General features: G+C 39.2%; 19 protein-coding genes. 16 read left to right on the top strand and 3 right to left on the bottom strand.

Annotated features, from left to right (window positions below; genetic code table 11):
* The first annotated feature begins 27 nt into the window (after positions 1-27).
* From SINDD18_RS03725 to SINDD18_RS03665, 13 genes are all read left to right on the top strand, one after another.
* Positions 28-1,503, top strand: a complete 1,476-nt coding sequence (locus SINDD18_RS03725; protein ID WP_061863127.1) for a PTS galactitol transporter subunit IIC — start codon at positions 28-30, stop codon at positions 1,501-1,503.
* 103 nt (positions 1,504-1,606) lie between these two features.
* Entirely contained in the window at positions 1,607-2,500 is an 894-nt protein-coding gene (locus SINDD18_RS10370) for an aldose 1-epimerase family protein (protein WP_081108242.1), read from the top strand.
* A gap of 258 nt (positions 2,501-2,758) precedes the next feature.
* Complete coding sequence (gene lacA / locus SINDD18_RS03715; RefSeq protein WP_000029280.1) at positions 2,759-3,184, top strand: galactose-6-phosphate isomerase subunit LacA; 426 nt, start codon at positions 2,759-2,761, stop codon at positions 3,182-3,184.
* A gap of 30 nt (positions 3,185-3,214) precedes the next feature.
* Positions 3,215-3,730 carry a galactose-6-phosphate isomerase subunit LacB gene (gene lacB / locus SINDD18_RS03710; protein ID WP_049526277.1) on the top strand — a complete coding sequence of 172 codons (516 nt, stop codon included), beginning with the start codon at positions 3,215-3,217 and terminating at the stop codon, positions 3,728-3,730.
* Between the two features lie 10 nt (positions 3,731-3,740).
* Complete coding sequence (locus tag SINDD18_RS03705) at positions 3,741-4,670, top strand: tagatose-6-phosphate kinase (RefSeq protein WP_061863126.1); 930 nt, start codon at positions 3,741-3,743, stop codon at positions 4,668-4,670.
* Position 4,671: 1 nt separating this feature from the next.
* Complete coding sequence (gene lacD / locus SINDD18_RS03700) at positions 4,672-5,652, top strand: tagatose-bisphosphate aldolase (protein WP_061863125.1); 981 nt, start codon at positions 4,672-4,674, stop codon at positions 5,650-5,652.
* A gap of 234 nt (positions 5,653-5,886) precedes the next feature.
* Entirely contained in the window at positions 5,887-6,723 is an 837-nt protein-coding gene (locus SINDD18_RS03695) for a PRD domain-containing protein (protein ID WP_061863124.1), read from the top strand.
* Between the two features lie 35 nt (positions 6,724-6,758).
* The gene (locus tag SINDD18_RS03690; protein WP_049527213.1) at positions 6,759-7,076 is read left to right on the top strand and encodes a PTS lactose/cellobiose transporter subunit IIA; all 318 of its coding nucleotides are present in this window, start codon (positions 6,759-6,761) and stop codon (positions 7,074-7,076) included.
* Positions 7,076-8,767, top strand: coding sequence for a lactose-specific PTS transporter subunit EIIC (locus SINDD18_RS03685; RefSeq protein ID WP_061863123.1), 1,692 nt, complete (start codon positions 7,076-7,078; stop codon positions 8,765-8,767). Before SINDD18_RS03690 ends, SINDD18_RS03685 begins: the two co-directional genes overlap by 1 nt.
* Positions 8,768-8,956: 189 nt before the next feature.
* On the top strand, positions 8,957-10,363 hold the full coding sequence (gene lacG, locus SINDD18_RS03680) for a 6-phospho-beta-galactosidase (protein ID WP_061863122.1): 1,407 nt from the start codon (positions 8,957-8,959) through the stop codon (positions 10,361-10,363).
* Positions 10,364-10,709: 346 nt separating this feature from the next.
* Positions 10,710-13,841, top strand: a complete 3,132-nt coding sequence (locus SINDD18_RS03675) for a pneumococcal-type histidine triad protein (RefSeq protein WP_061863121.1) — start codon at positions 10,710-10,712, stop codon at positions 13,839-13,841.
* A gap of 260 nt (positions 13,842-14,101) precedes the next feature.
* On the top strand, positions 14,102-15,031 hold the full coding sequence (locus SINDD18_RS03670; RefSeq protein WP_061863120.1) for a metal ABC transporter solute-binding protein, Zn/Mn family: 930 nt from the start codon (positions 14,102-14,104) through the stop codon (positions 15,029-15,031).
* A gap of 7 nt (positions 15,032-15,038) precedes the next feature.
* The gene (locus tag SINDD18_RS03665) at positions 15,039-18,026 is read left to right on the top strand and encodes a pneumococcal-type histidine triad protein (protein WP_061863119.1); all 2,988 of its coding nucleotides are present in this window, start codon (positions 15,039-15,041) and stop codon (positions 18,024-18,026) included.
* Between the two features lie 77 nt (positions 18,027-18,103).
* Here the strand turns inward: SINDD18_RS03665 and pepT are convergent, their stop codons facing one another.
* Positions 18,104-19,327 (bottom strand): peptidase T, encoded by a 1,224-nt coding sequence (gene pepT / locus SINDD18_RS03660; protein ID WP_061863118.1) that lies wholly within the window; start codon positions 19,325-19,327, stop codon positions 18,104-18,106.
* Between the two features lie 154 nt (positions 19,328-19,481).
* Between pepT and hemH the strand changes: the two genes are divergently transcribed.
* A complete protein-coding gene (hemH, locus tag SINDD18_RS03655; protein WP_061863117.1) occupies positions 19,482-20,576 on the top strand; it encodes a ferrochelatase in 1,095 nt (364 codons plus the stop codon).
* Positions 20,577-20,862: 286 nt separating this feature from the next.
* Here hemH and mnmE read toward each other — a convergent pair whose 3' ends face one another.
* A complete protein-coding gene (gene mnmE, locus SINDD18_RS03650; protein ID WP_061863116.1) occupies positions 20,863-22,236 on the bottom strand; it encodes a tRNA uridine-5-carboxymethylaminomethyl(34) synthesis GTPase MnmE in 1,374 nt (457 codons plus the stop codon).
* A gap of 114 nt (positions 22,237-22,350) precedes the next feature.
* Positions 22,351-22,533 (bottom strand): 4-oxalocrotonate tautomerase, encoded by a 183-nt coding sequence (locus tag SINDD18_RS03645; RefSeq protein WP_001117401.1) that lies wholly within the window; start codon positions 22,531-22,533, stop codon positions 22,351-22,353.
* Positions 22,534-22,655: 122 nt separating this feature from the next.
* Between SINDD18_RS03645 and SINDD18_RS03640 the strand changes: the two genes are divergently transcribed.
* Positions 22,656-23,240: a thymidine kinase gene (locus SINDD18_RS03640; protein ID WP_061863115.1), complete on the top strand. Its 585-nt coding sequence runs from the start codon at positions 22,656-22,658 to the stop codon at positions 23,238-23,240.
* A gap of 2 nt (positions 23,241-23,242) precedes the next feature.
* The coding region (locus SINDD18_RS03635) for a PCRF domain-containing protein (protein ID WP_153014409.1) at positions 23,243-23,430 on the top strand (188 nt) is incomplete at its 3' end.

Genomic DNA, 23,430 nt, shown 5'->3' with positions numbered 1-23,430 from the left:
TTCCATAAAAATAAAGGGAGGAAAATTATGGATTTCATTATTGACTTGGCCAATAAAGTATTCAAGCCAATCTTGGATATGGGTGGCCCAATCATCATGCTGATCATTTTGACAGTATTGGCTTTACTATTTGGAGTGAAATTCTCCAAAGCACTTGAAGGTGGTATCAAACTTGCCATCGCACTTACTGGTATCGGTGCTATCATCGGAATGCTTAACGGAGCTTTCTCAGCTTCTCTTGCAAAATTCGTTGAAAATACTGGTATTCAATTGAACATCACCGACGTTGGTTGGGCACCACTTGCTACAATCACTTGGGGTTCAGCTTGGACACTTTACTTCTTGCTTGTGATGTTGATCGTCAACATTGTAATGCTTGCAATGAAGAAAACTGATACACTTGACGTCGATATCTTTGATATCTGGCACTTGTCTATCACAGGTCTTTTGATTAAATGGTACGCTGACAACAATGGAGTTAGCCAAGGAGTTTCACTCTTCATCGCGACTGCAGCAGTTGTCCTTGTTGGGGTTCTTAAAATCATCAACTCTGACTTGATGAAACCAACATTTGATGACCTTCTTAACGCACCAAGTTCATCACCAATGACTTCAACTCACATGAACTACATGATGAACCCAGTTATCATGGTTTTGGATAAGATTTTTGATAAACTCTTCCCAGGTCTTGATAAATACGACTTTGACGCTGCTAAATTGAACAAGAGAATCGGTTTCTGGGGATCTAAATTCTTCATCGGTTTCATCCTTGGTATCGTTATCGGTTTGATGGGAACTCCACATCCAGTTGCTGGTGTTGAAGGTGCTGAAAAATGGGAACTTGTTATTAAAGGTTGGTTGTCACTTGGTTTGACTGCCGGTGTCTGCTTGGAGCTCTTCTCATTGATCGGTTCATGGTTCATCGCAGCCGTAGAACCACTTTCACAAGGTATTACAAACGTTGCTACTAAACGTCTTCAAGGACGTAAATTCAACATCGGTCTTGACTGGCCATTTATCGCTGGTCGTGCTGAAATCTGGGCTTGTGCCAACGTACTTGCACCAATCATGTTGGTTGAAGCTGTGCTTCTTTCAAATGTCGGAAATGGTATCTTGCCACTTGCTGGTATCATCGCAATGGGTGTAACTCCAGCTCTCTTGGTAGTTACTCGTGGTAAATTGCTCCGTATGATTATCTTCGGAACACTCTTGTTGCCACTCTTCCTTCTTTCAGGTACACTTATCGCACCATTTGCAACAGAACTTGCTAAAGGTGTAGGTGCCTTCCCAGAAGGTGTAAGCCAAACTCAATTGATTACTCACTCAACTCTTGAAGGACCAATCGAAAAACTATTTGGTTGGGCAATTGGTAATGCTACAACTGGTGATATCAAAGCTATCCTTGGCGCATTAGTATTCCTAGTATTCTACGTTGGTATCTTTGCATGGTACAGAAAACAAATGATCAAACGTAATGAAGAATACGCAGCAAACGCAAAATAATTCGCTCCTAAAAATGTAAATTGTAAAAACTAGGTTGTCAGTTTCCAAATCTGGAGTCGACAGCCTAGTTTTTTTAGGCCTTAAATAAATGGAGGTAATTCTAATGATTGAATTAAAAACAGAACAGTTAAGTGTACAGTTTCAAACTTTTGGTGGTGCACTTTCTTCAATAAAAGACAAAGATGGAATTGAGTATTTGTGGCAGGGAGATCCAACTTATTGGAGTGGACAAGCACCTGTTTTATTTCCAATTTGTGGATCCGTTAGAAATGATACTGTCTTATATCATCAAGCAGATGGTAGTCAAGTAACAGGTAAAATTCCACGTCATGGATTGGTTCGAAAAAAAGAATTTGAATTAGTGGAACAAACAGAGAACTCTGTAACTTTTTCGATCGAAGATGACCAAGAAATGTATGAGAATTATCCCTATCATTTTCGTCTAGAAATAACTTATACTGTTATTGGAAATACTATTCGAACACAGTATCAAGTTACCAATAAGGAAACAGATAAGAAAATGCCTTACTTTATTGGTGGACATCCTGGCTTTAACTGTCCTTTATTTGATGATGAGGCTTATGAAGACTACTATCTTGACTTTGAAAAGCCAGAAACTTGTACAGTTCCTAAGCCATTCCCAGAAACAGGAATGTTGGATTTTCAAGATAGAAGTAGCTGGTTAAAAGATCAAAAAGAATTGGATCTAAACTATGATTTCTTTAGCTATGATGCTGTGACTTTAGATGAGTTAGCCTCTCGCTCTGTTTTCTTACGGTCACGTAAGCATGATAAGGGATTAAAACTAGACTTTAAAGAGTTTTCAAACCTCATCGTTTGGTCAACTCTTAATAAAGGTCCCTTCCTTGCTCTGGAACCTTGGTCAGGTTTGTCAACTTCAGTTGAAGAGGGCGATCATCTAGAAGATAAGAAAAATGTTCGAATCTTAAATCCAGGTCAAAGTGATCAAATTGGTTTTGATATAGAAATTTTCTAAAAAATAAACAAAAACAAACATAAACTGTTGACTTTTTTAAACAATAGTAGTATATTATGTTTAGAAAGAACAATTTGTGTTTGTTTTAACAAGTTATTCTTCCAATTTCTCCAAGGAGAAGTTACAAAGAGTGATTAGATGAATCATTCTTAAACTAAAATAGTCAACAAAAACTACTAGTAACTACTTGGTGAAGGAGATTTTTTAATCCAGATCCAAAATATTTTTACTGGTCTATATAAAAAAGGAGTATACAATATGTCTATTGTTATTGGTGCAGATGCTGCAGGTTTGAGATTGAAAGAAGTCGTTAAAGATTTCTTGGAAAAAGAAAACTTCCACGTTGTGGATGTTACAGCTGAAGGTCAAGACTTCGTTGATGTAACTCTTGCAGTTGCTGAAGAAGTTAAAAAAGAAGAACAAAACCTTGGTATTGTCATTGATGCTTATGGTGCAGGTCCATTTATGGTTGCAACTAAAATCAAAGGAATGGTTGCTGCAGAAGTATCTGACGAACGTTCAGCTTATATGACTCGTGGTCACAACAACTCACGTATGATTACTATGGGTGCTCAACTCGTTGGTGACGAATTGGCTAAAAACATTGCTAAAGGCTTTGTAAATGGTAAGTATGACGGCGGTCGTCACCAAATCCGTGTCGACATGTTGAACAAAATGTGCTAATTTTTATATTGAAAGAAAGGTAAGATAAAAATGAGAATTGCAATTGGATGTGACCACATCGTAACAAATGAAAAAATGGCGGTTTCAGAATTTTTGAAATCAAAAGGACATGAAGTCATCGACTTTGGTACTTATGATCACGCTCGTACACACTACCCAATTTTTGGTAAAAAAGTTGGTGAAGCAGTAGTTAGTGGCCAAGCTGATCTTGGTGTATGTATCTGTGGTACTGGTGTAGGTATCAATAACGCTGTTAACAAGGTTCCAGGTGTTCGTTCTGCTTTGGTTCGCGATATGACAACAGCTTTATATGCAAAAGAACAATTGAATGCCAACGTAATCGGATTTGGTGGTAAAATCACTGGTGAATTGCTCATGTGTGATATCATTGATGCTTTCATCAACGCTGAATACAAACCATCTGAAGAAAACAAAAAATTGATCGCTAAAATTCAACACGTTGAAACTCATAACGATCATCAAACTGATGCCAACTTCTTTACAGAGTTCCTTGAAAAATGGGATCGTGGTGAATACCACGACTAAGAGGTGACTTATGATTTTAACAGTCACAATGAACCCATCCATTGATATTTCCTATCCTTTGGATGAATTAAAAATTGACACTGTCAACCGTGTTGTAGATGTTACGAAAACGGCTGGTGGTAAAGGTCTTAATGTTACTCGGGTCCTATCAGAATTTGGTGACTCTGTAGTCGCAACAGGACTTGTCGGTGGTAAACTTGGTGATTTTTTAGTAGAAAATATTGATAATAATGTAAGCAAACGTTTCTTCTCTATTCAAGGTGAAACCCGTAACTGTATCGCAATTCTACATGGAGAAAACCAAACAGAAATCTTAGAAAAAGGTCCTGAAGTTCAAGAAAAAGAAGGCCAAGATTTCTTGGCTCATTTCAAAGAACTTTTAGAGACTGTAGAGGTAGTGGCCATTTCAGGTAGTCTACCAGCAGGACTTCCAGTGGATTATTATGCTAGTCTGGTTGAACTTGCTAACCAAGCTGGTAAACCTGTTGTCTTGGACTGTTCAGGAGCTTCACTTCAGGCGGTTCTTGAATCTCCACATAAGCCAACAGTTATCAAACCAAATAATGAAGAATTGTCTCAACTTTTAGGAAGAGAAATTTCTAAAGATTTGGATGAATTAAAAGAGGTTCTTGAAGAACCGCTATTTGAAGGAATCGAGTGGATCATCGTTTCTTTAGGTGCTAATGGTGCCTTTGCTAAGCACGGGGACACTTTCTATAAAGTAGATATTCCAAAAATCCAAGTTGTAAACCCAGTTGGATCTGGTGATTCTACAGTAGCAGGTATTGCTTCAGGATTGTTCCATAAAGAATCTGATCAAGAATTACTGACTAAGGCTAATGTCCTTGGTATGCTAAATGCTCAAGAAAAAATGACCGGTCATGTCAATATGGCAAACTATCAAGGCCTATATGACCAACTAGTAGTGAAAGAGGTATAAAATGGTTTTAACAGAAAATAAACGCGCTTCTATGCAAAAACTCTCTAATGAGAATGGTATCATCTCAGCTCTTGCTTTTGACCAACGTGGTGCTTTGAAACGCCTTATGGCTCAATACCAAACAGAAGAGCCAACAGTAGCTCAAATGGAAGAACTTAAAGTCTTGGTAGCGGATGAATTGACAAAATACGCTTCATCTATGCTTCTTGACCCTGAATACGGACTTCCTGCAACAAAAGCTTTGGATAAAGAAGCTGGTCTTCTTCTTGCATACGAAAAAACAGGATATGATACTTCAAGTACAAAACGTTTGCCTGACTGTTTGGATGTTTGGTCTGCAAAACGTATCAAGGAACAAGGTGCAGATGCAGTTAAATTCTTGCTTTACTACGATGTAGATAGTTCAGATGAATTGAACCAACAAAAACAAGCTTACATCGAACGTGTTGGTTCTGAATGTGTTGCCGAAGATATTCCTTTCTTCTTGGAAATCTTGGCTTACGATGAAAAGATTGCTGATGCAGGTTCTGTAGAATATGCGAAAGTAAAACCTCGTAAAGTTATCGAAGCTATGAAAGTATTCTCTGATCCACGTTTCAACATCGACGTATTGAAAGTTGAAGTTCCAGTAAACGTGAAATATGTTGAAGGATTTGGTGATGGAGAAGTCGTTTACAGCCGTGAAGAAGCAGCAGCATTCTTCAAAGCTCAAGATGAAGCTACTAACTTGCCATACATCTACTTGAGTGCAGGTGTATCAGCTAAATTATTCCAAGAAACACTTGTCTTTGCTCATGATTCAGGTGCTCGTTTCAACGGTGTACTTTGTGGTCGTGCTACTTGGGCGGGTTCAGTTGAACCTTATATCAAAGAAGGTGAAGTAGCAGCTCGCGAATGGCTTCGTACAACTGGATTTGAAAACATTGATGAACTCAATAAAGTACTTCAAACAACAGCTACTTCATGGACTGAACGTGTCTAAATTTCCCCCCTTTTATGTCCTAAAACCTAGCTAAAAAACTTTTAAAAAAAGTTGTATGTAAAGGTTTACAAAATAAAAATCTTGTGCTATACTTAAATCACAAGTTAATACAAAGTGAGTGTTACTAAGTAATATTAGGCATGATCACAGATGACTCAGATGTATATTTTTTGAGTTCATTTGTGGTCATTTTTTATGCTCACAAAACTTAAATAATAGGGCAAGGAGGTTGCCATGTATCGGATATTAAATCCAATGAATAACAATGTTTCTCTCGTGCGGAATAGCAAGGGAGAGGAGTTGATCGTAATTGGTAAGGGTATTTCGTTCGGTAAGAAGAAAGGAGATTTGATTTCTGAGGATCAGGTTGAAAAAGTTTTTCGGATGAAAACAGAAGAGTCGCGAGAAAACTTTATGGCTCTTCTAAAGGATGTACCGCTTGATTTTATTACGGTCACTTATGAGATTATTGATAATCTTTCTAAAAAATATCAATATCCTGTCCAAGAGTATCTATACGTCACTCTGACAGACCATATCTATTGTTCTTATCAGGCTATTAGCCAAGGACGCTATAAGGATAGTAACTTGCCTGACATTTCTGCCAAATATCCTATCGCTTTTCAAATTGCACAAGAAGCTTTTGAAATTTATCGTCAAAAACTGACAGAAAATTTTCCTGAAGACGAAATCATTCGTATCGCTTATCATTTCATCAATGCCGAAGGTGAGAGTGAAGTCGAAGTTGTTGAGTCGATTGATAAGAGAAAGGAAATTTTAAAGAGGGTCGAAAGCGTTTTGAAGAGTTATAAAATCCAGCGAACACCTGAAAATAATAATTTCTACGACCGCTTTATGATTCATCTAAATTATTTCTTGGATTATCTGGATCGTAGTCGCGATGATAATCAATCCTTGCTCGATATGGAAGAACATATAAAGAATACCTATCCAGAAGCATTCGAGATTGGTAGCAAAATTTATGAGGTCATTGCTCAGGAAACTGGTCTTGACCTCTACAAGAGTGAACGAGTTTATCTTGTTCTACACATCCAACGTTTATTGTCATAACGCTTTACTAAAAAATATATAAGGAGAATTCTATCATGAATAGAGAAGAAGTAACATTGTTAGGTTTTGAAATCGTTGCCTATGCAGGTGATGCTCGTTCAAAATTATTAGAAGCTTTGAAGGCTGCTGAAGCTAGCGATTTTGCTAAAGCAGAAGCTCTTGTTGAAGAAGCAGCAGGTTGCATTGCGGAAGCTCACAAAGCGCAAACATCTATGCTTGCTCAAGAAGCTGCAGGGGAAGAAATTCCATACAGCATCACAATGATGCACGGACAAGATCACCTGATGACAACAATCTTGCTAAAAGATTTGGTGCATCATTTAATTGAACTTTATAAAAGAGGAGCTAAATAATGAATAAGTTAATTGCCTATATCGAGAAAGGGAAGCCTTTCTTTGAAAAACTATCTCGAAATATCTATCTTCGTGCTATTCGAGATGGATTTATCGCTGGAATGCCTGTCATTCTCTTCTCAAGTATTTTTATCTTGATTGCTTTTGTTCCAAACTCTTGGGGCTTTAAATGGTCTGATGAAGTAGTAGCACTTTTGATGAAACCTTACAGCTACTCTATGGGGATTCTAGCAGTCTTGGTAGCTGGTACCACTGCTAAATCTTTAACAGACTCCGTCAATCGTAGTATGGAGAAAACCAACCAAATCAACTATATGTCAACGCTATTGGCGGCTATTGTTGGTTTACTGATGTTAGCAGCTGACCCAATCGAGGGTGGCTTTGCAACTGGTTTCCTAGGAACAAAAGGGTTGCTTTCAGCCTTCCTGGCAGCTTTTGTAACTGTAGCTATCTATAAGGTTTGTGTGAAGAACAACGTTACTATTCGCATGCCTGACGAAGTTCCACCGAATATCTCACAAGTCTTTAAAGACGTTATTCCGTTTACGCTTTCAGTTGTTTCTCTCTATGCTCTTGACTTGCTCGCTCGTCAATTTGTTGGTGCAAGCGTTGCAGAATCAATCGGAAAATTCTTTGCACCTCTTTTCTCAGCAGCAGACGGTTATCTTGGTATTACTATTATCTTTGGTGCTTTTGCCTTCTTCTGGTTTGTCGGTATTCACGGCCCATCTATCGTTGAACCTGCGATTGCAGCGATTACTTATGCAAATGCCGAAGTCAACTTGAATCTTCTTCAACAAGGTATGCACGCTGATAAGATCCTTACATCTGGTACACAAATGTTTATCGTCACTATGGGTGGTACAGGAGCAACTCTAGTAGTTCCTTTCATGTTTATGTGGTTGTGTAAGTCTAAGCGTAATCGTGCAATCGGACGTGCTTCAGTAGTTCCTACATTCTTCGGTGTAAATGAACCAATCTTGTTTGGTGCTCCACTTGTATTGAACCCTATCTTCTTTATTCCATTTATCTTTGCACCTATTGCAAACGTATGGATCTTTAAGTTCTTTATCGAAACTCTCGGCATGAATTCATTTACTGCCAACCTTCCATGGACTACGCCTGGGCCTCTAGGTATTGTTCTTGGTACAAACTTCCAGTTCTTGTCATTTGCTCTTGCAGCATTGTTAATTGTAGTGGATATTGCAATCTACTATCCATTCCTTAAAGTTTATGACGAACAAATTCTTGAAGAAGAACGTTCTGGTAAAGCCAACGATGAATTAAAAGAAAAAGTAGCCGCAAACTTCAATACTGCTAAAGCTGATGCTATCCTTGAAAAAGCTGGAGTAGAATCAGCACAAAATACAATTACAGAAGAAACCAACGTACTTGTTCTCTGTGCAGGTGGTGGAACAAGTGGACTTCTTGCCAACGCCTTGAACAAAGCAGCTACAGAATACAATGTTCCTGTGAAGGCCGCTGCTGGTGGTTACGGTGCTCACCGTGAAATGTTGCCAGAATTTGACCTTGTTATCCTTGCTCCTCAAGTAGCATCAAACTATGAGGACATGAAGGCTGAAACAGATAAACTTGGAATCAAATTGGCTAAGACTGAAGGAGCTCAATACATCAAGTTGACTCGTGATGGTAAAGGTGCTCTTGCATTTGTTCAGGCGCAATTTGATTAATGGTAGGGGCTGTAAAACAGTCTCCTATCATCACGGAAATCGCTAAGATTTTCTTATAGTTATAAATTTGTTTTCCCCCTTTATGTCACTATTTGGTGACTTGGTACAAGAAGTGAGATGGAGATGGATGGCTCACTAACTCCTCTCCCCTCACTTTTCATTTAATACAATCAAGAAATAGGTGAAAAAATGACAAAAACACTTCCTAAAGATTTTATTTTTGGTGGGGCAACGGCTGCCTATCAAGCGGAAGGAGCTACCCATACTGACGGAAAAGGACCAGTTGCTTGGGACAAATACTTAGCTGATAACTATTGGTATACAGCAGAACCAGCAAGCGATTTCTACCATAAATATCCAGTAGATCTTCAGTTAGCTGAAGAGTATGGCGTCAATGGTATTCGTATTTCAATCGCTTGGTCACGGATTTTTCCGACAGGATATGGTGAGGTAAATCCTAAAGGTGTCGAGTTTTATCATAATTTATTTGCTGAATGCCACAAGCGCAATGTAGAACCTTTTGTAACCCTTCATCACTTTGATACCCCAGAAGCTCTTCACTCAAATGGAGATTTCTTGAATCGTGGAAATATCGAACACTTTGTAGATTATGCTGCTTTTTGTTTTGAAGAATTCCCAGAAGTAAACTACTGGACAACCTTTAATGAAATTGGACCAATCGGTGATGGTCAATACTTAGTAGGAAAATTCCCTCCAGGTATTCAATACGACTTGGCAAAAGTCTTCCAATCCCACCATAATATGATGGTTTCTCATGCTCGTGCTGTGAAATTGTACAAAGACAAAGGCTATAAAGGTGAAATCGGGGTTGTTCACGCCCTTCCAACTAAGTATCCATTGGATCCTAAAAATCCTGCAGACGTTCGTGCTGCTGAGTTGGAAGATATCATCCACAACAAATTTATCTTGGATGCTACATACCTTGGACACTATTCAGATGCAACAATGGAAGGTGTAAACCACATCTTATCAGTAAATGGTGGTAGCCTAGATCTTCGTGACGAAGACTTTGCAGCACTTGAAGCAGCTCAAGATTTGAACGACTTCCTTGGAATTAACTACTACATGAGTGACTGGATGGAAGCCTTTGATGGTGAAACTGTGATCATCCACAATGGTAAAGGAGAAAAAGGAAGCTCTAAATACCAAATCAAAGGTGTTGGACGTCGTGTAGCTCCTGACTATGTACCTCGTACTGACTGGGACTGGATCATCTACCCTCAAGGTTTGTATGATCAAATCATGCGTGTCAAGAAAGATTATCCAAACTACAAGAAGATCTACATCACTGAAAACGGACTTGGATACAAAGATGAATTTGTGGACAATACTGTTTACGATGATGGCCGTATTGATTATGTGAAACAACACTTGGAAGTCTTGTCTGATGCTATAGCAGATGGAGCAAACGTAAAAGGCTACTTTATCTGGTCGTTGATGGATGTCTTTTCATGGTCTAATGGTTATGAAAAACGTTACGGACTTTTCTATGTTGATTTCGATACACAAGAACGTTATCCAAAGAAATCAGCTCACTGGTATAAAAAATTAGCTGAGACACAGATTATTGAATAAGCTAATCGAAGAATAAAAATAGCTTAGTATTACTAATATACATAATATGGGATTTAGTTTTGCATAGAGCATGACTAAATCCTTTTTATCTAGATTTTACCTAAAAGTCAAAAAAATTCTTGACAGATTTATGTGATAGGAGTAAAATCTTAACTAGTTAAATAACTGGTTAAGTATATAGAGAACTAACTCAATTACTCAAATCTTGTTTGATAAATAGAAAATAGAAGGAGGAGTTTTAAAAGTGAGTAATTTTTCTAAATAGATATTTAACTGATTAAGTAAGTTCTTTAGGAAAAAGTGTAGTACTTCTTTAACGAATAAATGAAATAGAAAGTGTATTAAGATGAAAATCAATAAAAAATATGTTCTTGGTTCAGTAGCTCTTTTGGCTTTAAGCCTTTCAAGTTATGAATTGGGGCGTTACCAAGCAGTACAGACTAGCAAAGAGTCTAATCGTGTGTCTTATATAGAAGGAAATCAGGCTAGTGCTAAGACTGAAAATCTGACACCAGATGAGGTTAGTCAGCGAGAGGGGATTAATGCTGAACAAATTGTTGTTAAAATTACCGATCAAGGCTATGTAACTTCACATGGAGACCATTATCATTACTTTAATGGCAAGGTTCCTTATGATGCTATTATTAGTGAGGAACTCCTGATGAAGGATCCGAATTATCAACTTCGAAATGAGGATATTGTCAGCGAAGTTAAGGGTGGTTATGTGATTAAGGTAGACGGGAAATACTATGTTTACCTTAAGGATGCGGCTCATGCGGACAATATTCGTACAAAAGAAGAGATTAAACGTCAGAAGCAGGAACATAGTAGTAATCACGGGGGTGGTTCTAACGATCAAGCAGTAGTTGCAGCCAGAGCTCAAGGACGCTATACAACGGATGATGGGTATATCTTTAATGCCTCTGATATCATAGAAGATACAGGTGATGCCTATATCGTTCCCCATGGCAATCACTTCCATTATATTCCTAAGAGTGACTTATCGGCTAGTGAACTCGCTGCTGCTCAGGCCTTCTTATCTGGTAAAGGTAGTCAATTAAGTACCGTTGAATACCGTTCAAGCAGAGGTGAAACAAGATCTAGTGTGAGAACGAGTCAATCTGAGGCTCCTCAAGATTATGCAACAACTTCTGAGAGTCAAAATGAGGACTTGGATAGTCTCCTTCAAGAATTGTACTCCTTGCCACTTAGCCAACGTCATGTGGAATCTGATGGATTGGTATTTGACCCAGCACAGATTACAAAACGTACTGTCAATGGTGTGGCAGTTCCTCATGGAGATCATTTCCATTTCATTCCTTATTCGCAAATGTCTGCTTTGGAAGAAAAATTGGCTCGAAATCTCCCAATTGGAGGTCAGCCAATTCAAAGTCATGCTGATAATCCGAAACCAAGCAGTTCTGAGAAACCAAGTTCAACCATTAAACCAAACTTTAATCTCAATACGCCGGCACCAAATCGAGGAACTGGAGGCGCTTATACAACGGATGATGGGTATGTCTTTAGTCCGACAGATGTGATTGAAGATACAGGCGACGCTTTTGTTGTACCGCATGGAAATCATTTCCACTATATCCCTAAGAGTGATTTGTCAGCAGGAGAATTGGCTGCCGCCCAAGCCTATTGGAATGGGAAGCAGGGCTCACATTCTTCTACAAGCTCAAGTAAACCAAGTAGTGATAATGCTAATCCAGTCCAACCAATTTTGACAGAGACTCCAAATCTGACTGTCACACCAAGTTATCATCAAAATCAAGGGGAAGACATTTCAACACTTTTAAGTGAATTGTATGCCAAACCTTTATCAGAACGCCATGTGGAATCGGATGGTTTGATTTTTGATCCTGCTCAAATCACGAAAAGAACAGCAAATGGGGTAGCGGTACCTCATGGGGATCACTACCATTTTATCCCATATAGTCAGATGTCTGCGTTGGAAGAAAAGATTGCACGGATGATTCCAGTTGGCAATCAAAAAATTGTTTCCGTTCCTGGAGCTACTAGTTTACAGCCAAATCTTATTTTGAAGCCAGTCCCTCGGCCTGTCCCAAATCTGCAACCAGCACCAGTTCCACTTCCTGATAACCATTCTAATGAGGAGCTTGCCAAACAAGTAGTCAGAAAAGTTGGTCAGGGGTATGTCCTAGAAGAAAAGGGAGTTTTACGTTATGTCTTGACTAAGGATTTGTCTAAAGAGAATCTTATAGCTTTTGAGAAAAAACTAAATAAGGTGGCTACACCATCTCATACCCTAGCGGAGAAGAAAAGCACAATAGCTCCTAGAGATCAGGAATTCTATGATAAGGCCTATAGTTTGTTGGAGCAAACGCATAGGAACCTACTTGAAAATAAGGGACGGCTATTTGACTTCCAGACTTTAGATCAATTGCTAGAAAGATTAAATGATGAACATGTAAACAAGGTAGCCTTTGTCGATGACTTGCTTAAATTTATTGCACCGATTAGTCATCCAGAACGTCTTGGTAAGCCAAACTCACAAATCGAGTATAGTGACGATGAAGTTCGTGTAGCCCAGCTAGCAGATAAGTATACAACATCGGATGGCTACATCTTTGATGCCCATGATATTATCAGTGATGAGGGGGACGCCTATGTAACACCACATATGGGGCATAGTCACTGGATTGGTAAGGATAGTTTGTCCGAAGCTGAGAGGGCAACTGCTCAGGCTTATGCCAAAGAGAAGAGATTGACGCCTCCTTCGACAGATAATCAGAACTCAACAAAATCGGAAGCAAAAGGAGCAGAAGCTATCTATAATCGGGTAAAAGCTGAGAAGAAGGTACCGCTAGATCGCATGCCTTACAATCTACAGTATGCAGTTGATGTCAAAAATGGTAACTTGATTATCCCTCACTTTGATCATTACCATAATATCAAGTTTGAATGGTTTGATGAAGGGCTTTACGAAGCTCCTAAGGGATATGCGCTCGAAGATCTTTTTGCGACTGTGAAGTACTATGTCGAGCATCCAAGCGAGCGTCCGCATTCGGATAGTGGTTGGGGAAATGCAAGTGACCATGTTCTAAGAAACCAAAATGGACAACATGACCATTCGAATAATGAAAAACCAAATAATGAAAAACCAAATGAGGAGAAACCTCAGACAGAAAAAACTGAAGATGAAAAAACTCTTGAGGAGAAACCGCAAACGGAAAAGCCAGAGGATACTAAACCAGCTGATGAACCAGAAGAATCTCCAGAGGAAGAACCACAGGTTGAGACTGAAAAGATAGAAGCTAAACTACAAGAAGCAGAGGAGTTATTAAAGAATGTGACAGATGCAGGAGTGAAATCCAATGCTAGCGAAACCTTAGCTGGTTTACGTAATAATCTAACACTAGGTACTATGGATAACAATGGTATTATGGCTCAAGCTGAACATCTCATAGCCTTACTAAAAAATAGTAAGCCTAAAACTAGTCAAAACGATTAAAATTCGTGAGTTAATACTCTTCGAAAATCAAATTCAAACCACGTCAGCTTCACCTTGCCGTACTCAAGTACAGCCTGCGGCTAGCTTTCTAGTTTGCTCTTTGATTTTCATTGAGTATAAAAATAACCAGTAAGAACTGATAATGAAATCTAGTTCTCACTTTTTTCATGAAAATGCAAAAAAATATTGACATTTTAAATTTTAAGGAGTAAAATGTTTACTAGTTAATTAAATGGTTAAATACTAGTTAAGGAGTTGTTATGAAAAAAAGAACTATCCTATGGCTCATGATTGCCTTCTTTGCTCTCGTTTTAGGAGCTTGTGGACAAAAGACCAGTCAAGACAAGAGTGATGAAACTAAGGGGATGAAGATTGTGACCAGTTTTTATCCTGTCTATGCTATGGTCAAAGAGGTTTCAGGTGATTTGAATGATGTGCGGATGATTCAGTCTAGTTCTGGTATCCATTCCTTCGAACCATCTGCAAATGATATTGCAGCCATCTATGATGCCGATGTTTTTGTTTATCATTCTCATACATTAGAGTCATGGGCGGGAAGTTTGGATCCAAGCCTACAAAAGTCCAAGGTAAAGGTGTTGGAAGCATCTGAAGGTATGACCTTGGAGCGCGTGCCTGGGTTAGAAGATATGCAGGCTGGAGATGGAATTGATGAGAAGACCTTGTACGATCCTCACACATGGTTAGATCCTGAAAAGGTTGCAGAAGAAGCACAGATAATTGCTGATAAGTTATCCGAACTGGACAGTGCCAACAAGGATACCTATCAGAAAAATGCACAGAACCTTAGTTCCAAGGCTCATGACTTAACCAAGAAATACCAACCCATCTTTGAAAAAGCTAATCAAAAGACATTTGTGACCCAACACACAGCCTTTTCATATTTGGCAAAACGATTTGGACTCAATCAGCTTGGGATTGCAGGAATCTCTCCTGATCAAGAACCAAGTCCAAGACAATTGACTGAAATCCAGGAATTTGTAAAGACTTATAAGGTCAAAACTATCTTTACAGAGAGTAACGCTTCATCAAAGGTAGCTGATACACTTGTCAAATCAACAGGTGTGAGTCTGAAAACCCTCAATCCTTTAGAGGCAGACCCACAAAATGAGAAGTCCTACTTAGAAAACCTAGAAGAAAATATGGCTATCTTATCTGAAGAATTGAAATGAGGAGATTATGAAGATTAATAAAAAATATTTAGCAGGATCTGCAGTGGTCCTTGCTTTAAGTGTCTGCGTTTATGCTTTAAATCAACATCAAGCACCTGAGAAAAAAGATGATAATCGTGTATCCTATGTTGACGGTAAAGGATCTGAAGCTAAGAAGAATGAATCTCTGACACCAGACCAAGTTAGCAAGAAGGAAGGAATAGAAGCTGAACAGATTGTTACCAAGATCACTGATCAAGGTTATGTGACTTCCCACGGCGACCATTTCCATTACTATAATGGTAAGGTGCCTTATGATGCAATCTTTAGTGAAGAACTGGTCATGAAGGATCCGAACTATCAGTTGCGTGATCAAGATATTGTCAATGAGATTAAAGGTGGCTATATCATCAAAGTGGACGGTAAATACTATGTCTATCTAAAAGATGCAAGCCATGCTGATAATGTCCGTACCAAAGAACAAATCGAGCAGCAAAAACAAGAACACACATCAGATAGTGGTAGTGCAAGTGAGGAAGTTCTTGCTGCCAGAGCACAAGGTCGATATACAACGGATGATGGTTATGTCTTTAATGCTGCAGATATTATTGAAGATACAGGGGATGCTTATATCGTTCCTCACGGTGGGCATTATCACTACGTTCCAAAGAGTGCCCTATCTTCAAGTGAATTAGCAGCAGCTCAAGCCTATCTAGCTGGAAGAGGAAGTCAACCAAGCCTGACGGATTATAAACCAAATCCAAGTGTTACACCAAGTTCTCAAGCCGATAGCCCAGCAACAAGCATCCCAGTAGATCAAGAGGATAGCCTCCAAAGTCTTCTTGCTCAGTTATATGCTTTACCAGTTAGTCAACGCTATCAAGAATCTGATGGTTTGGTATTTGACCCAGCTAAAATTACCAGTCGAACACCATCAGGAGTTGCGATTCCACACGGCAATCACTACCATTTCATTCCTTATAGTAGTATGTCTGCTTTGGAGCAAAAAATTGCTCGTTTGATACCACTTGGCGGTGCCTTAACACTAACAAAGCCGTTAGAAAATCAAAATAAACCAACAGTTCAGCGTGATCATGAAAATGTAACTCATAAGAACAACCATGAAGATGAACATGATCATGGCTTTGCCGCTGAGCGTGTGATTAGAGAAGATGAGCAAGGTTTTGTAGTTTCACATGGAGATCATGCCCACTATTTCTTTAAAAAAGATTTGTCAGCAGAGCAGATAAAGGCAGCTCAAGAGCATCTGCATGGTCAACATCAGGCAGAACCTGTTAAACCTCTTGCCAAGACTGTAGAAAGTTTCTCTCGAGATGCCAGCGATGAAGAAAAGATAGCTTATATCTCTAAAACCTATGGTGTTCCGCTTGAAGCTATCCGAATTTCAAATGGATTCTTTGTATTTGGAAATCCAGACCAGGCTTACGACCCAACTCATATTCACCCTTATGCAGTTCGAAAAGAACACGTTCGTATTCCGCTTCAAACAGGCGATGCAGAGCTTGATTTCCTAAACGAACTCTATACAACTGCCCTTCGTGATGGTGTCTCTCCATATAGTTTGCAGGTGGAAAATGGTAGCTTTGTCATTCCTCACGGTGACCATAATCACTACATCAAAGTACAAACTAAAGGCTATGAAGTGGCTTTGAAACATAAGATTCCTGCCTTGCAATCCAACTACCAACCAGGAGCCTTTGATGAAGCGACTGTTCAAAATAAGGTTGACCAGCTTCTAGCAGAAAGCCGAGAAGTTTACAAGGATAAACCAATTCTACAGAGACAGATTGAGCTTGCCTTGGGACAATTCTCTGAAAATATGAAGAAGCTCTCAACCAACTCTACAGCTGGTTATCTAGCTGCATTAGATCTCTTTGACAAGCAGTATATCCATGTTGATGCTAGTGTAAAACCAACAGAAATCAGTCCTTTAGACAAGAAATATCAAGCTTTAGTAGATAAGATTAATACCTTGGATACGGATGCTTATGGACTTCCTAAGAAGGATCTCTTGGCTCAGCTCCAAGAAAATAAATTGGCTCAAGATAAGGCTGGCTTAGATGCAGTAGAAGCAAAACTACAAGCTCTACAAGATTTCAATGATCGAACTGGAGTTACAACAGTCGAGTACATTAAGTATTTCTATCAACATTTATCTGATAATCACTTAAATGACACTCTTAGACATAAAGTTGCTAACTTAACTTGGACACTTTATCAATCCCAATCCTTCCTTAAGGCGACTGACTTGAACAAACTGTTCCCAGAAATCTATCAAACAAAACTAGAAGTTGAAGAAGCTCTGAAGAATGAACCTGTTACAAGTAAACCTTCTGAAACGATTTTAGATACTGAAAAAGTGGATGGCCATAGTGCTAAAACAGCAGTCTATGAGTTTTTGAAAGGTTTGTATGATGATATTAAGCCTGAGGAACAAAGTAATCATGTTCGAAAAGATCAAGTAGAAGAACTCTTAACAAAAGCTGAAGAGTTAGTGGCTCAAGTCAACGAAGAAGGAGTGAAAGCTTCACTTGCTGACGAGGTGAAAAACCTGAAAGCTGCTTTAGAGAAAGACGATGCAGACCTTGATGAACTAAACACGCAAGTCCAAGACCTTCTGAAGCGTATTTCACAAACCATTCAGACTGAACGTGAGAATGCCAACCAAGACCCAGAGGTTTTAGTTCTTTATCAAAAACTTTATAATGGTGTCATTGCCCTTCATACTTATTTAGAAAGGAATAATGGTTCTGATGCAGACTTTGAAAAGGTGGATGCTTTGTTTGATAAATTGTCAGCTGCAAGCAAAGACAAGCAAGCTCTTCTAGCACTTGCTCAAGAAATTGTCTCATTAAACCAGGAATTTCAATCCAAAGTCAAGCCAGCTGAAGCTAACACCGAAACAGCAAATAAAGAAACAAACGATAAACAAGCTGAGTCAACCTTAACTCCTGCAACTAGCTCTCCAGAAACAAGAGAAAAAGTAGCAGAATAACAAAAAGTTCAGTCAGCTACCGTGTCAAAAGTAGACTGCTGATAAAAAAAGAGGTCGGGAATTTTTTCCCGATCTCTTTAGTCTTTATAAGCTACAATTCCAATAATGGTGTCAACTGCACGTTCCATTGTTTGTAGACTAACGTATTCAAAACGTCCGTGCATATTTTCACCACCAGCAAAGATATTTGGCGTAGGAATTCCCATAAAGGAAATTTTAGAACCGTCTGTTCCTCCACGGATAGGCTCGATAATTGGTGTAATATCAAGACTTTCCATGACTGCTTTAGCGATGGTGATTGGAGTCATATCCTTTTCAATGACTTCCTTCATGTTGTAATACTGGTCTGTCAAAGTCAAGGTTACCCGATCGCTACCAAGTTCTTGATTCATCTTATCAGCAATAGCTTGCATGGCAGCTTTACGCGCTTCGAAGCTTTCTTTTTCAAAGTCACGAATGATGTAACTAGCACGCGCTTCCTCAACAGTACCTGTTACATCCATGAGATGGTAGAAACCTTGGTAACCATCTGTTAATTCTGGTCGGTCACCTACTGGGAGTTGGTTGTGGAAGTCGATGGCTAATTGAAGGGCATTGACCATTTGCCCTTTAGCAGTTCCTGGGTGGACATTACGTCCTTGGAAGTGAAGTTCTGCACCTGCAGCAGAGAAAGTTTCGTATTGCAATTCCCCAAGAGGTCCGCCATCAACTGTATAAGCAAAGTCAACATTGAAGTCCTCTGCATCAAATTTATTGGCACCAACACCGATTTCTTCATCAGGACCAAAGCCGACACGGATTTCACAGTGTTTAATCTCAGGATGAGCAGTCAAGTATTCGATAGCTGTCATGATTTCAGCGATACCAGATTTGTCATCAGCCCCGAGCAAAGTAGTTCCATCAGTAGTGATCAAGGTTTGCCCTGGATATTTCTCTAAACTCTTAAAATCTGCTGGATCAAGCTTGAAACCAGAATTGCCAAGCTCGATAACTCCACCGTCGTAGTTTTCAATAACTTGTGGATTGACACCTTCAGCATTAAAATCAGCTGTATCCATGTGGGAGATAAAACCGATCTTACGAGTCAAACTTGGGTCGTTGGCTGGTAAGGTTCCGATAGCAAAACCGTTTGGTAGGTAGTAAACATTTTGCAAACCAACACGTTTCATCTCAGGGATGAGGACATTGGTTGCGAAGTCTACTTGACTTTGGGTACTTGGTGTAGTGGTTGAATGTTCGTCAGAACGAGTATTGACTTTGACATAAGTCAAAAAACGCTCCAACAATGTTGGATATTTCATCGTAACTCCTTTTTTCCTTCTTTTAAAACCATTGTATCATAGAAAGAAGAGAAAAACAAAAGTCAGAAGGGAGGTAACATTCTTATGTTAGCGTTTACTTATGGCTGTTTTAGTGATACAATAAAAAAGATAAAAATATCACAAGGATGCAGAGATGAAAAAAGCGATTTTAATGATGACATTTGGTTCCCCAGAAGAGATTACCTTTGAAGGAGTAGCAGACTTTTTTACTAACATTCGTCGTGGAGTTCGACCTCAAGACCATGAAATTCAAACACTTTATGATAATTATGTTCGAATTGGAGGAACCCCACTACAAAAAATTACCCGTGAAGAAGTTGCCTTAGTAGATGCTAGATTGGGAAATGAATATAGTGTTTATTTTGCCAATAAATTTTCAACCCCTTTTATTCCAGATGTGATTCGGCAAATGGAAGCAGATGGAATTGAAAAGTGTATTTGCTTGATTTTGGAGCCACACTATTCCTTTTACTCTGTCATGGGGTACGAAAAGTTTCTGGAAAGCAAACAAATTCAGTTTTTAGTTATTAAGGACTGGTATCAAGAAGAAGCACTCTTAAACTATTGGGCAGATGAAATTGCTAAAATTTTAAAAGAAAAGGTGAAACAGGATAGCTTTAAAGTCATCTTTTCTGCCCACAGTGTGCCCATTTTTGCCTTGGATTTTGGTGATCCCTATATCGACCAGATTTTCGAAAATAGCAAGTTAATTGCTGAGAAATTAGGCTTGAAACCAGAGCAATATACCAACACTTGGCAGAGTGAGAGTGACATTGGTATCCCCTGGATTAAACCAGATGTCCTGGAATATCTTAGAGAACAGGAAGAACATCCAGAGCATTATATTTTTGTGCCTATTAGTTTTATCAGTGAGCATATTGAAGTCTTGTTTGACAACGATGTGGAATGTTATGACTTGTGTCAGGAATTGGAGGTGAACTACCATCGTCCACCAATGCCAAATACAGATTCTCGTTTGATTGATGCCTTGGTCAATATTGTCCGAGCTAACGAACATAAAGAATTTAGAGAATTCCTCCCAGAAGAAGAAACCTTTGATGAATTAGTCCCTTCGGATGAAACTAAGAATATTTTAGATGAATCACAAGACTTACAAATGCCAGAATTTGTTAAAAAATTAATTGAGAAAAAAGGTCGTGAAAATGTCAAGATGCCTTATTTAATCAAAAAAATGCTTGAAAAAGCTGGCAAATTACCCAAAGACTAAGTGAAAATAGAAAAGAACTGGTAAAGTTTGTTTCAAATATCTGCTAGGCAGGATATAGCTTAGAAGGTGAAAGAAAAGGCGGTGGGACAGAAATCAATAGACAAAGTCTTGATTTCGTAGTCCCAGCCCCGCGAGGATGATTAGGAGCTTTTTGGAGTCTAAAAGACGAACAAAAAGTTCAATCAGCTACCGCGTCAAATTATGATTTATAATAAAAAGTGAGGTCGGAATCGTTTTGTCCCAACCTCTTTTTAGGTGACTAGCATTTTTTTGGCCTAGTTTTTTCTTATTTACCCAGACAAAATTGGCTGAACAACTGTGTAATGAGTTCATCTGGAGCAGCATCCCCTGTGATTTCTCCGAGGATTTCCCAAGTACGGGTCAAGTCAACTTGAAGCAAGTCAACTGGCATACCTAGTTCCAGCCCTTCATTAACAGCTTGTAGGCTTTCAACAGCCTTTTCAATCAAGGAAATGTGACGGGCGTTTGACAAGTAAGTAGCATCTTGTTCGACCAAGCCAGCATTTTCAAAGAAGAGGCTGTTAATCCGTTCTTCAATCTTATCAATGTTTTGATTTTTGAGGACCGAAATACGGATGACATCTTCAGGAAGTTCTTCAGTTTCAATAGCCTCAGGTAGGTCAGTTTTGTTCAGTAGGATGATACGGTTGGTATCTTGGCTGATTTCAAGAAGTTGTCGGTCTTGGGCAGTTAGAAGTTCGCTGGCGTTTAAGACAAGTAGTACCAAGTCAGCTTCCTTGAGGGCTTTTTTGGAGCGTTCAACACCGATTTGCTCGACGATATCATCTGTTTCACGGATACCAGCAGTATCAATCAACTTAAGTGGAACACCGTTGATATTGACGTATTCTTCGATGACATCTCGAGTTGTCCCAGCGATGTCAGTTACAATGGCCTTATCTTCTCGTAGAAGGTTGTTAAGAAGGCTTGATTTTCCAACATTTGGACGACCAATGATAGCTGTTGAAATCCCTTCTCGGAGAATCTTCCCACGACGTGCCGTTTTTAAGAGATTGGTTAAGAGTTGTTCAAATTCTAAAGTTTTTTCACGGACAACAGCAGTAGTAGCCTCTTCCACATCGTCATACTCAGGATAGTCGATATTCACCTCTACTTGTGCTAGTGTATTGAGAATTTCCTGACGAGTATTGTTAATGAGGTCAGATAAAGAACCGTCTAGTTGCTTGACTGCAATATTCATGGCCTTGTCAGTCTTAGCACGGATGATATCCATAACTGCCTCAGCCTGAGTCAAGTCTACACGACCATTGAGGAAGGCACGCTTGGTAAATTCACCAGGTTCTGCCATGCGAGCCCCTTCACGGATAGCCAGTTGCAGAATTTCATTGGTTACGGCAATCCCTCCGTGGGTGTTAATCTCGATAATATCCTCACGAGTAAAGGTCTTCGGAGACCTCATAGCTCCTACCATGACCTCGTCCATAACCTTACCAGTCAAAGGGTCAACAATGTGGCCGTAGTTCAGTGTGTGGCTAGCAACCTGACTCAAATCTTTGCCTTTAAAAATCTTTTGCGCAATGGCAAAACTGTCTGTTCCGCTCAAGCGGACAATACCAATAGCTCCTTCACCAAGCGGTGTCGAGATTGCAGCAATGGTATCAAATTCACGTGTAATCATTTCATTTCCTTTTAACAATTTATATACAAATATCTCTTAAAATTGTAACAAAATAAAGTTTTTTATTCAACGGATGCCACTTATAAAGAAAAGCCTAAGCAGATCGCTTAAGCTTTACTTAGTGCGCATTTCCCCTTGAGGGAAGTAAGTTCCTTCAGGCATATCGTTGATGATGACATGAACAGCAGATTGTGGTGCACCAGTGTTACGAACCACAGCTTCAGTTACTTCCTTTGCTAGGGCTTTCTTTTGCTCGAGCGTGCGCCCTTCAAATAAATCGATGCGTACAAATGGCATAATAGCTTCCTCCACTAGTTATTGATTTCTTCTATTTTACCACATTTTGCCGTTTAAAGCTTTTGGAAAATATGATATACTAGAATGTAGCAGAAAATTAGAAATGGACGTGAAATAGAAACATGGCACAGTTGTATTATCGTTATGGGACCATGAATTCAGGAAAGACCATCGAGATTCTCAAGGTAGCCTATAACTATGAGGAGCAAGGAAAGGGAGTTGTTATCATGACTTCGGCTCTGGATACAAGAGACGGTATAGGCTATGTGTCGAGTCGGATTGGCATGAAGCGACCAGCAGTTGCTATCGAAAATGATACAGATATTTATGGTTTGATTCGAGATTTGGAAGTTAAACCCTACTGTGTTTTGGTTGATGAGGCCCAGTTTCTGAAGCGTCATCATGTTTATGATTTAGCTCGTGTTGTGGATGAGTTAGATATACCGGTCATGGCATTTGGTTTGAAGAACGACTTTCGCAATGAGCTGTTCGAAGGATCTAAACATCTATTGTTATTAGCAGATAAAATTGATGAGATCAAAACCATCTGCCAGTATTGTAAGAAAAAGGCGACCATGGTACTACGTACGCTAGATGGAAAACCTACTTATGAAGGAGAACAAATCCAGATAGGTGGGAATGAAACCTATATCTCGGTTTGCCGTAAACATTATTTTGCGCCTGAAATCAATAAGGAGAATCAATAAGAATGAACATCTATGATCAACTACAAGCTGTAGAAGACCGTTATGAAGAGTTGGGAGAATTGCTGAGCGACCCTGATGTGGTCTCTGATACCAAGCGTTTCATGGAGCTTTCAAAAGAGGAAGCTTCTACTCGCGATACTGTAACTGCCTACCGTGAATACAAACAAGTCCTTCAAAATATCATTGATGC

Source organism: Streptococcus infantis, from assembly GCF_001579645.1.
GTDB lineage: Bacteria > Bacillota > Bacilli > Lactobacillales > Streptococcaceae > Streptococcus > Streptococcus infantis_E.
This window is presented reverse-complemented; position numbering and strand designations above follow the sequence as displayed.

Coding starts and splice junctions, on each gene's coding strand:
- hemH (WP_061863117.1), top strand. CDS start 19,482: ATGAAAAAAGCGATTTTAATGATGACATTTGGTTCCCCAGAAGAGATT.
- SINDD18_RS03725 (WP_061863127.1), top strand. CDS start 28: ATGGATTTCATTATTGACTTGGCCAATAAAGTATTCAAGCCAATCTTG.
- lacA (WP_000029280.1), top strand. CDS start 2,759: ATGTCTATTGTTATTGGTGCAGATGCTGCAGGTTTGAGATTGAAAGAA.
- SINDD18_RS03640 (WP_061863115.1), top strand. CDS start 22,656: ATGGCACAGTTGTATTATCGTTATGGGACCATGAATTCAGGAAAGACC.
- SINDD18_RS03685 (WP_061863123.1), top strand. CDS start 7,076: ATGAATAAGTTAATTGCCTATATCGAGAAAGGGAAGCCTTTCTTTGAA.
- SINDD18_RS03690 (WP_049527213.1), top strand. CDS start 6,759: ATGAATAGAGAAGAAGTAACATTGTTAGGTTTTGAAATCGTTGCCTAT.
- SINDD18_RS03675 (WP_061863121.1), top strand. CDS start 10,710: ATGAAAATCAATAAAAAATATGTTCTTGGTTCAGTAGCTCTTTTGGCT.
- lacD (WP_061863125.1), top strand. CDS start 4,672: ATGGTTTTAACAGAAAATAAACGCGCTTCTATGCAAAAACTCTCTAAT.
- SINDD18_RS10370 (WP_081108242.1), top strand. CDS start 1,607: ATGATTGAATTAAAAACAGAACAGTTAAGTGTACAGTTTCAAACTTTT.
- SINDD18_RS03670 (WP_061863120.1), top strand. CDS start 14,102: ATGAAAAAAAGAACTATCCTATGGCTCATGATTGCCTTCTTTGCTCTC.
- SINDD18_RS03645 (WP_001117401.1), bottom strand. CDS start 22,533: ATGCCATTTGTACGCATCGATTTATTTGAAGGGCGCACGCTCGAGCAA.
- pepT (WP_061863118.1), bottom strand. CDS start 19,327: ATGAAATATCCAACATTGTTGGAGCGTTTTTTGACTTATGTCAAAGTC.
- SINDD18_RS03695 (WP_061863124.1), top strand. CDS start 5,887: ATGTATCGGATATTAAATCCAATGAATAACAATGTTTCTCTCGTGCGG.
- SINDD18_RS03665 (WP_061863119.1), top strand. CDS start 15,039: ATGAAGATTAATAAAAAATATTTAGCAGGATCTGCAGTGGTCCTTGCT.
- lacB (WP_049526277.1), top strand. CDS start 3,215: ATGAGAATTGCAATTGGATGTGACCACATCGTAACAAATGAAAAAATG.
- SINDD18_RS03705 (WP_061863126.1), top strand. CDS start 3,741: ATGATTTTAACAGTCACAATGAACCCATCCATTGATATTTCCTATCCT.
- lacG (WP_061863122.1), top strand. CDS start 8,957: ATGACAAAAACACTTCCTAAAGATTTTATTTTTGGTGGGGCAACGGCT.
- mnmE (WP_061863116.1), bottom strand. CDS start 22,236: ATGATTACACGTGAATTTGATACCATTGCTGCAATCTCGACACCGCTT.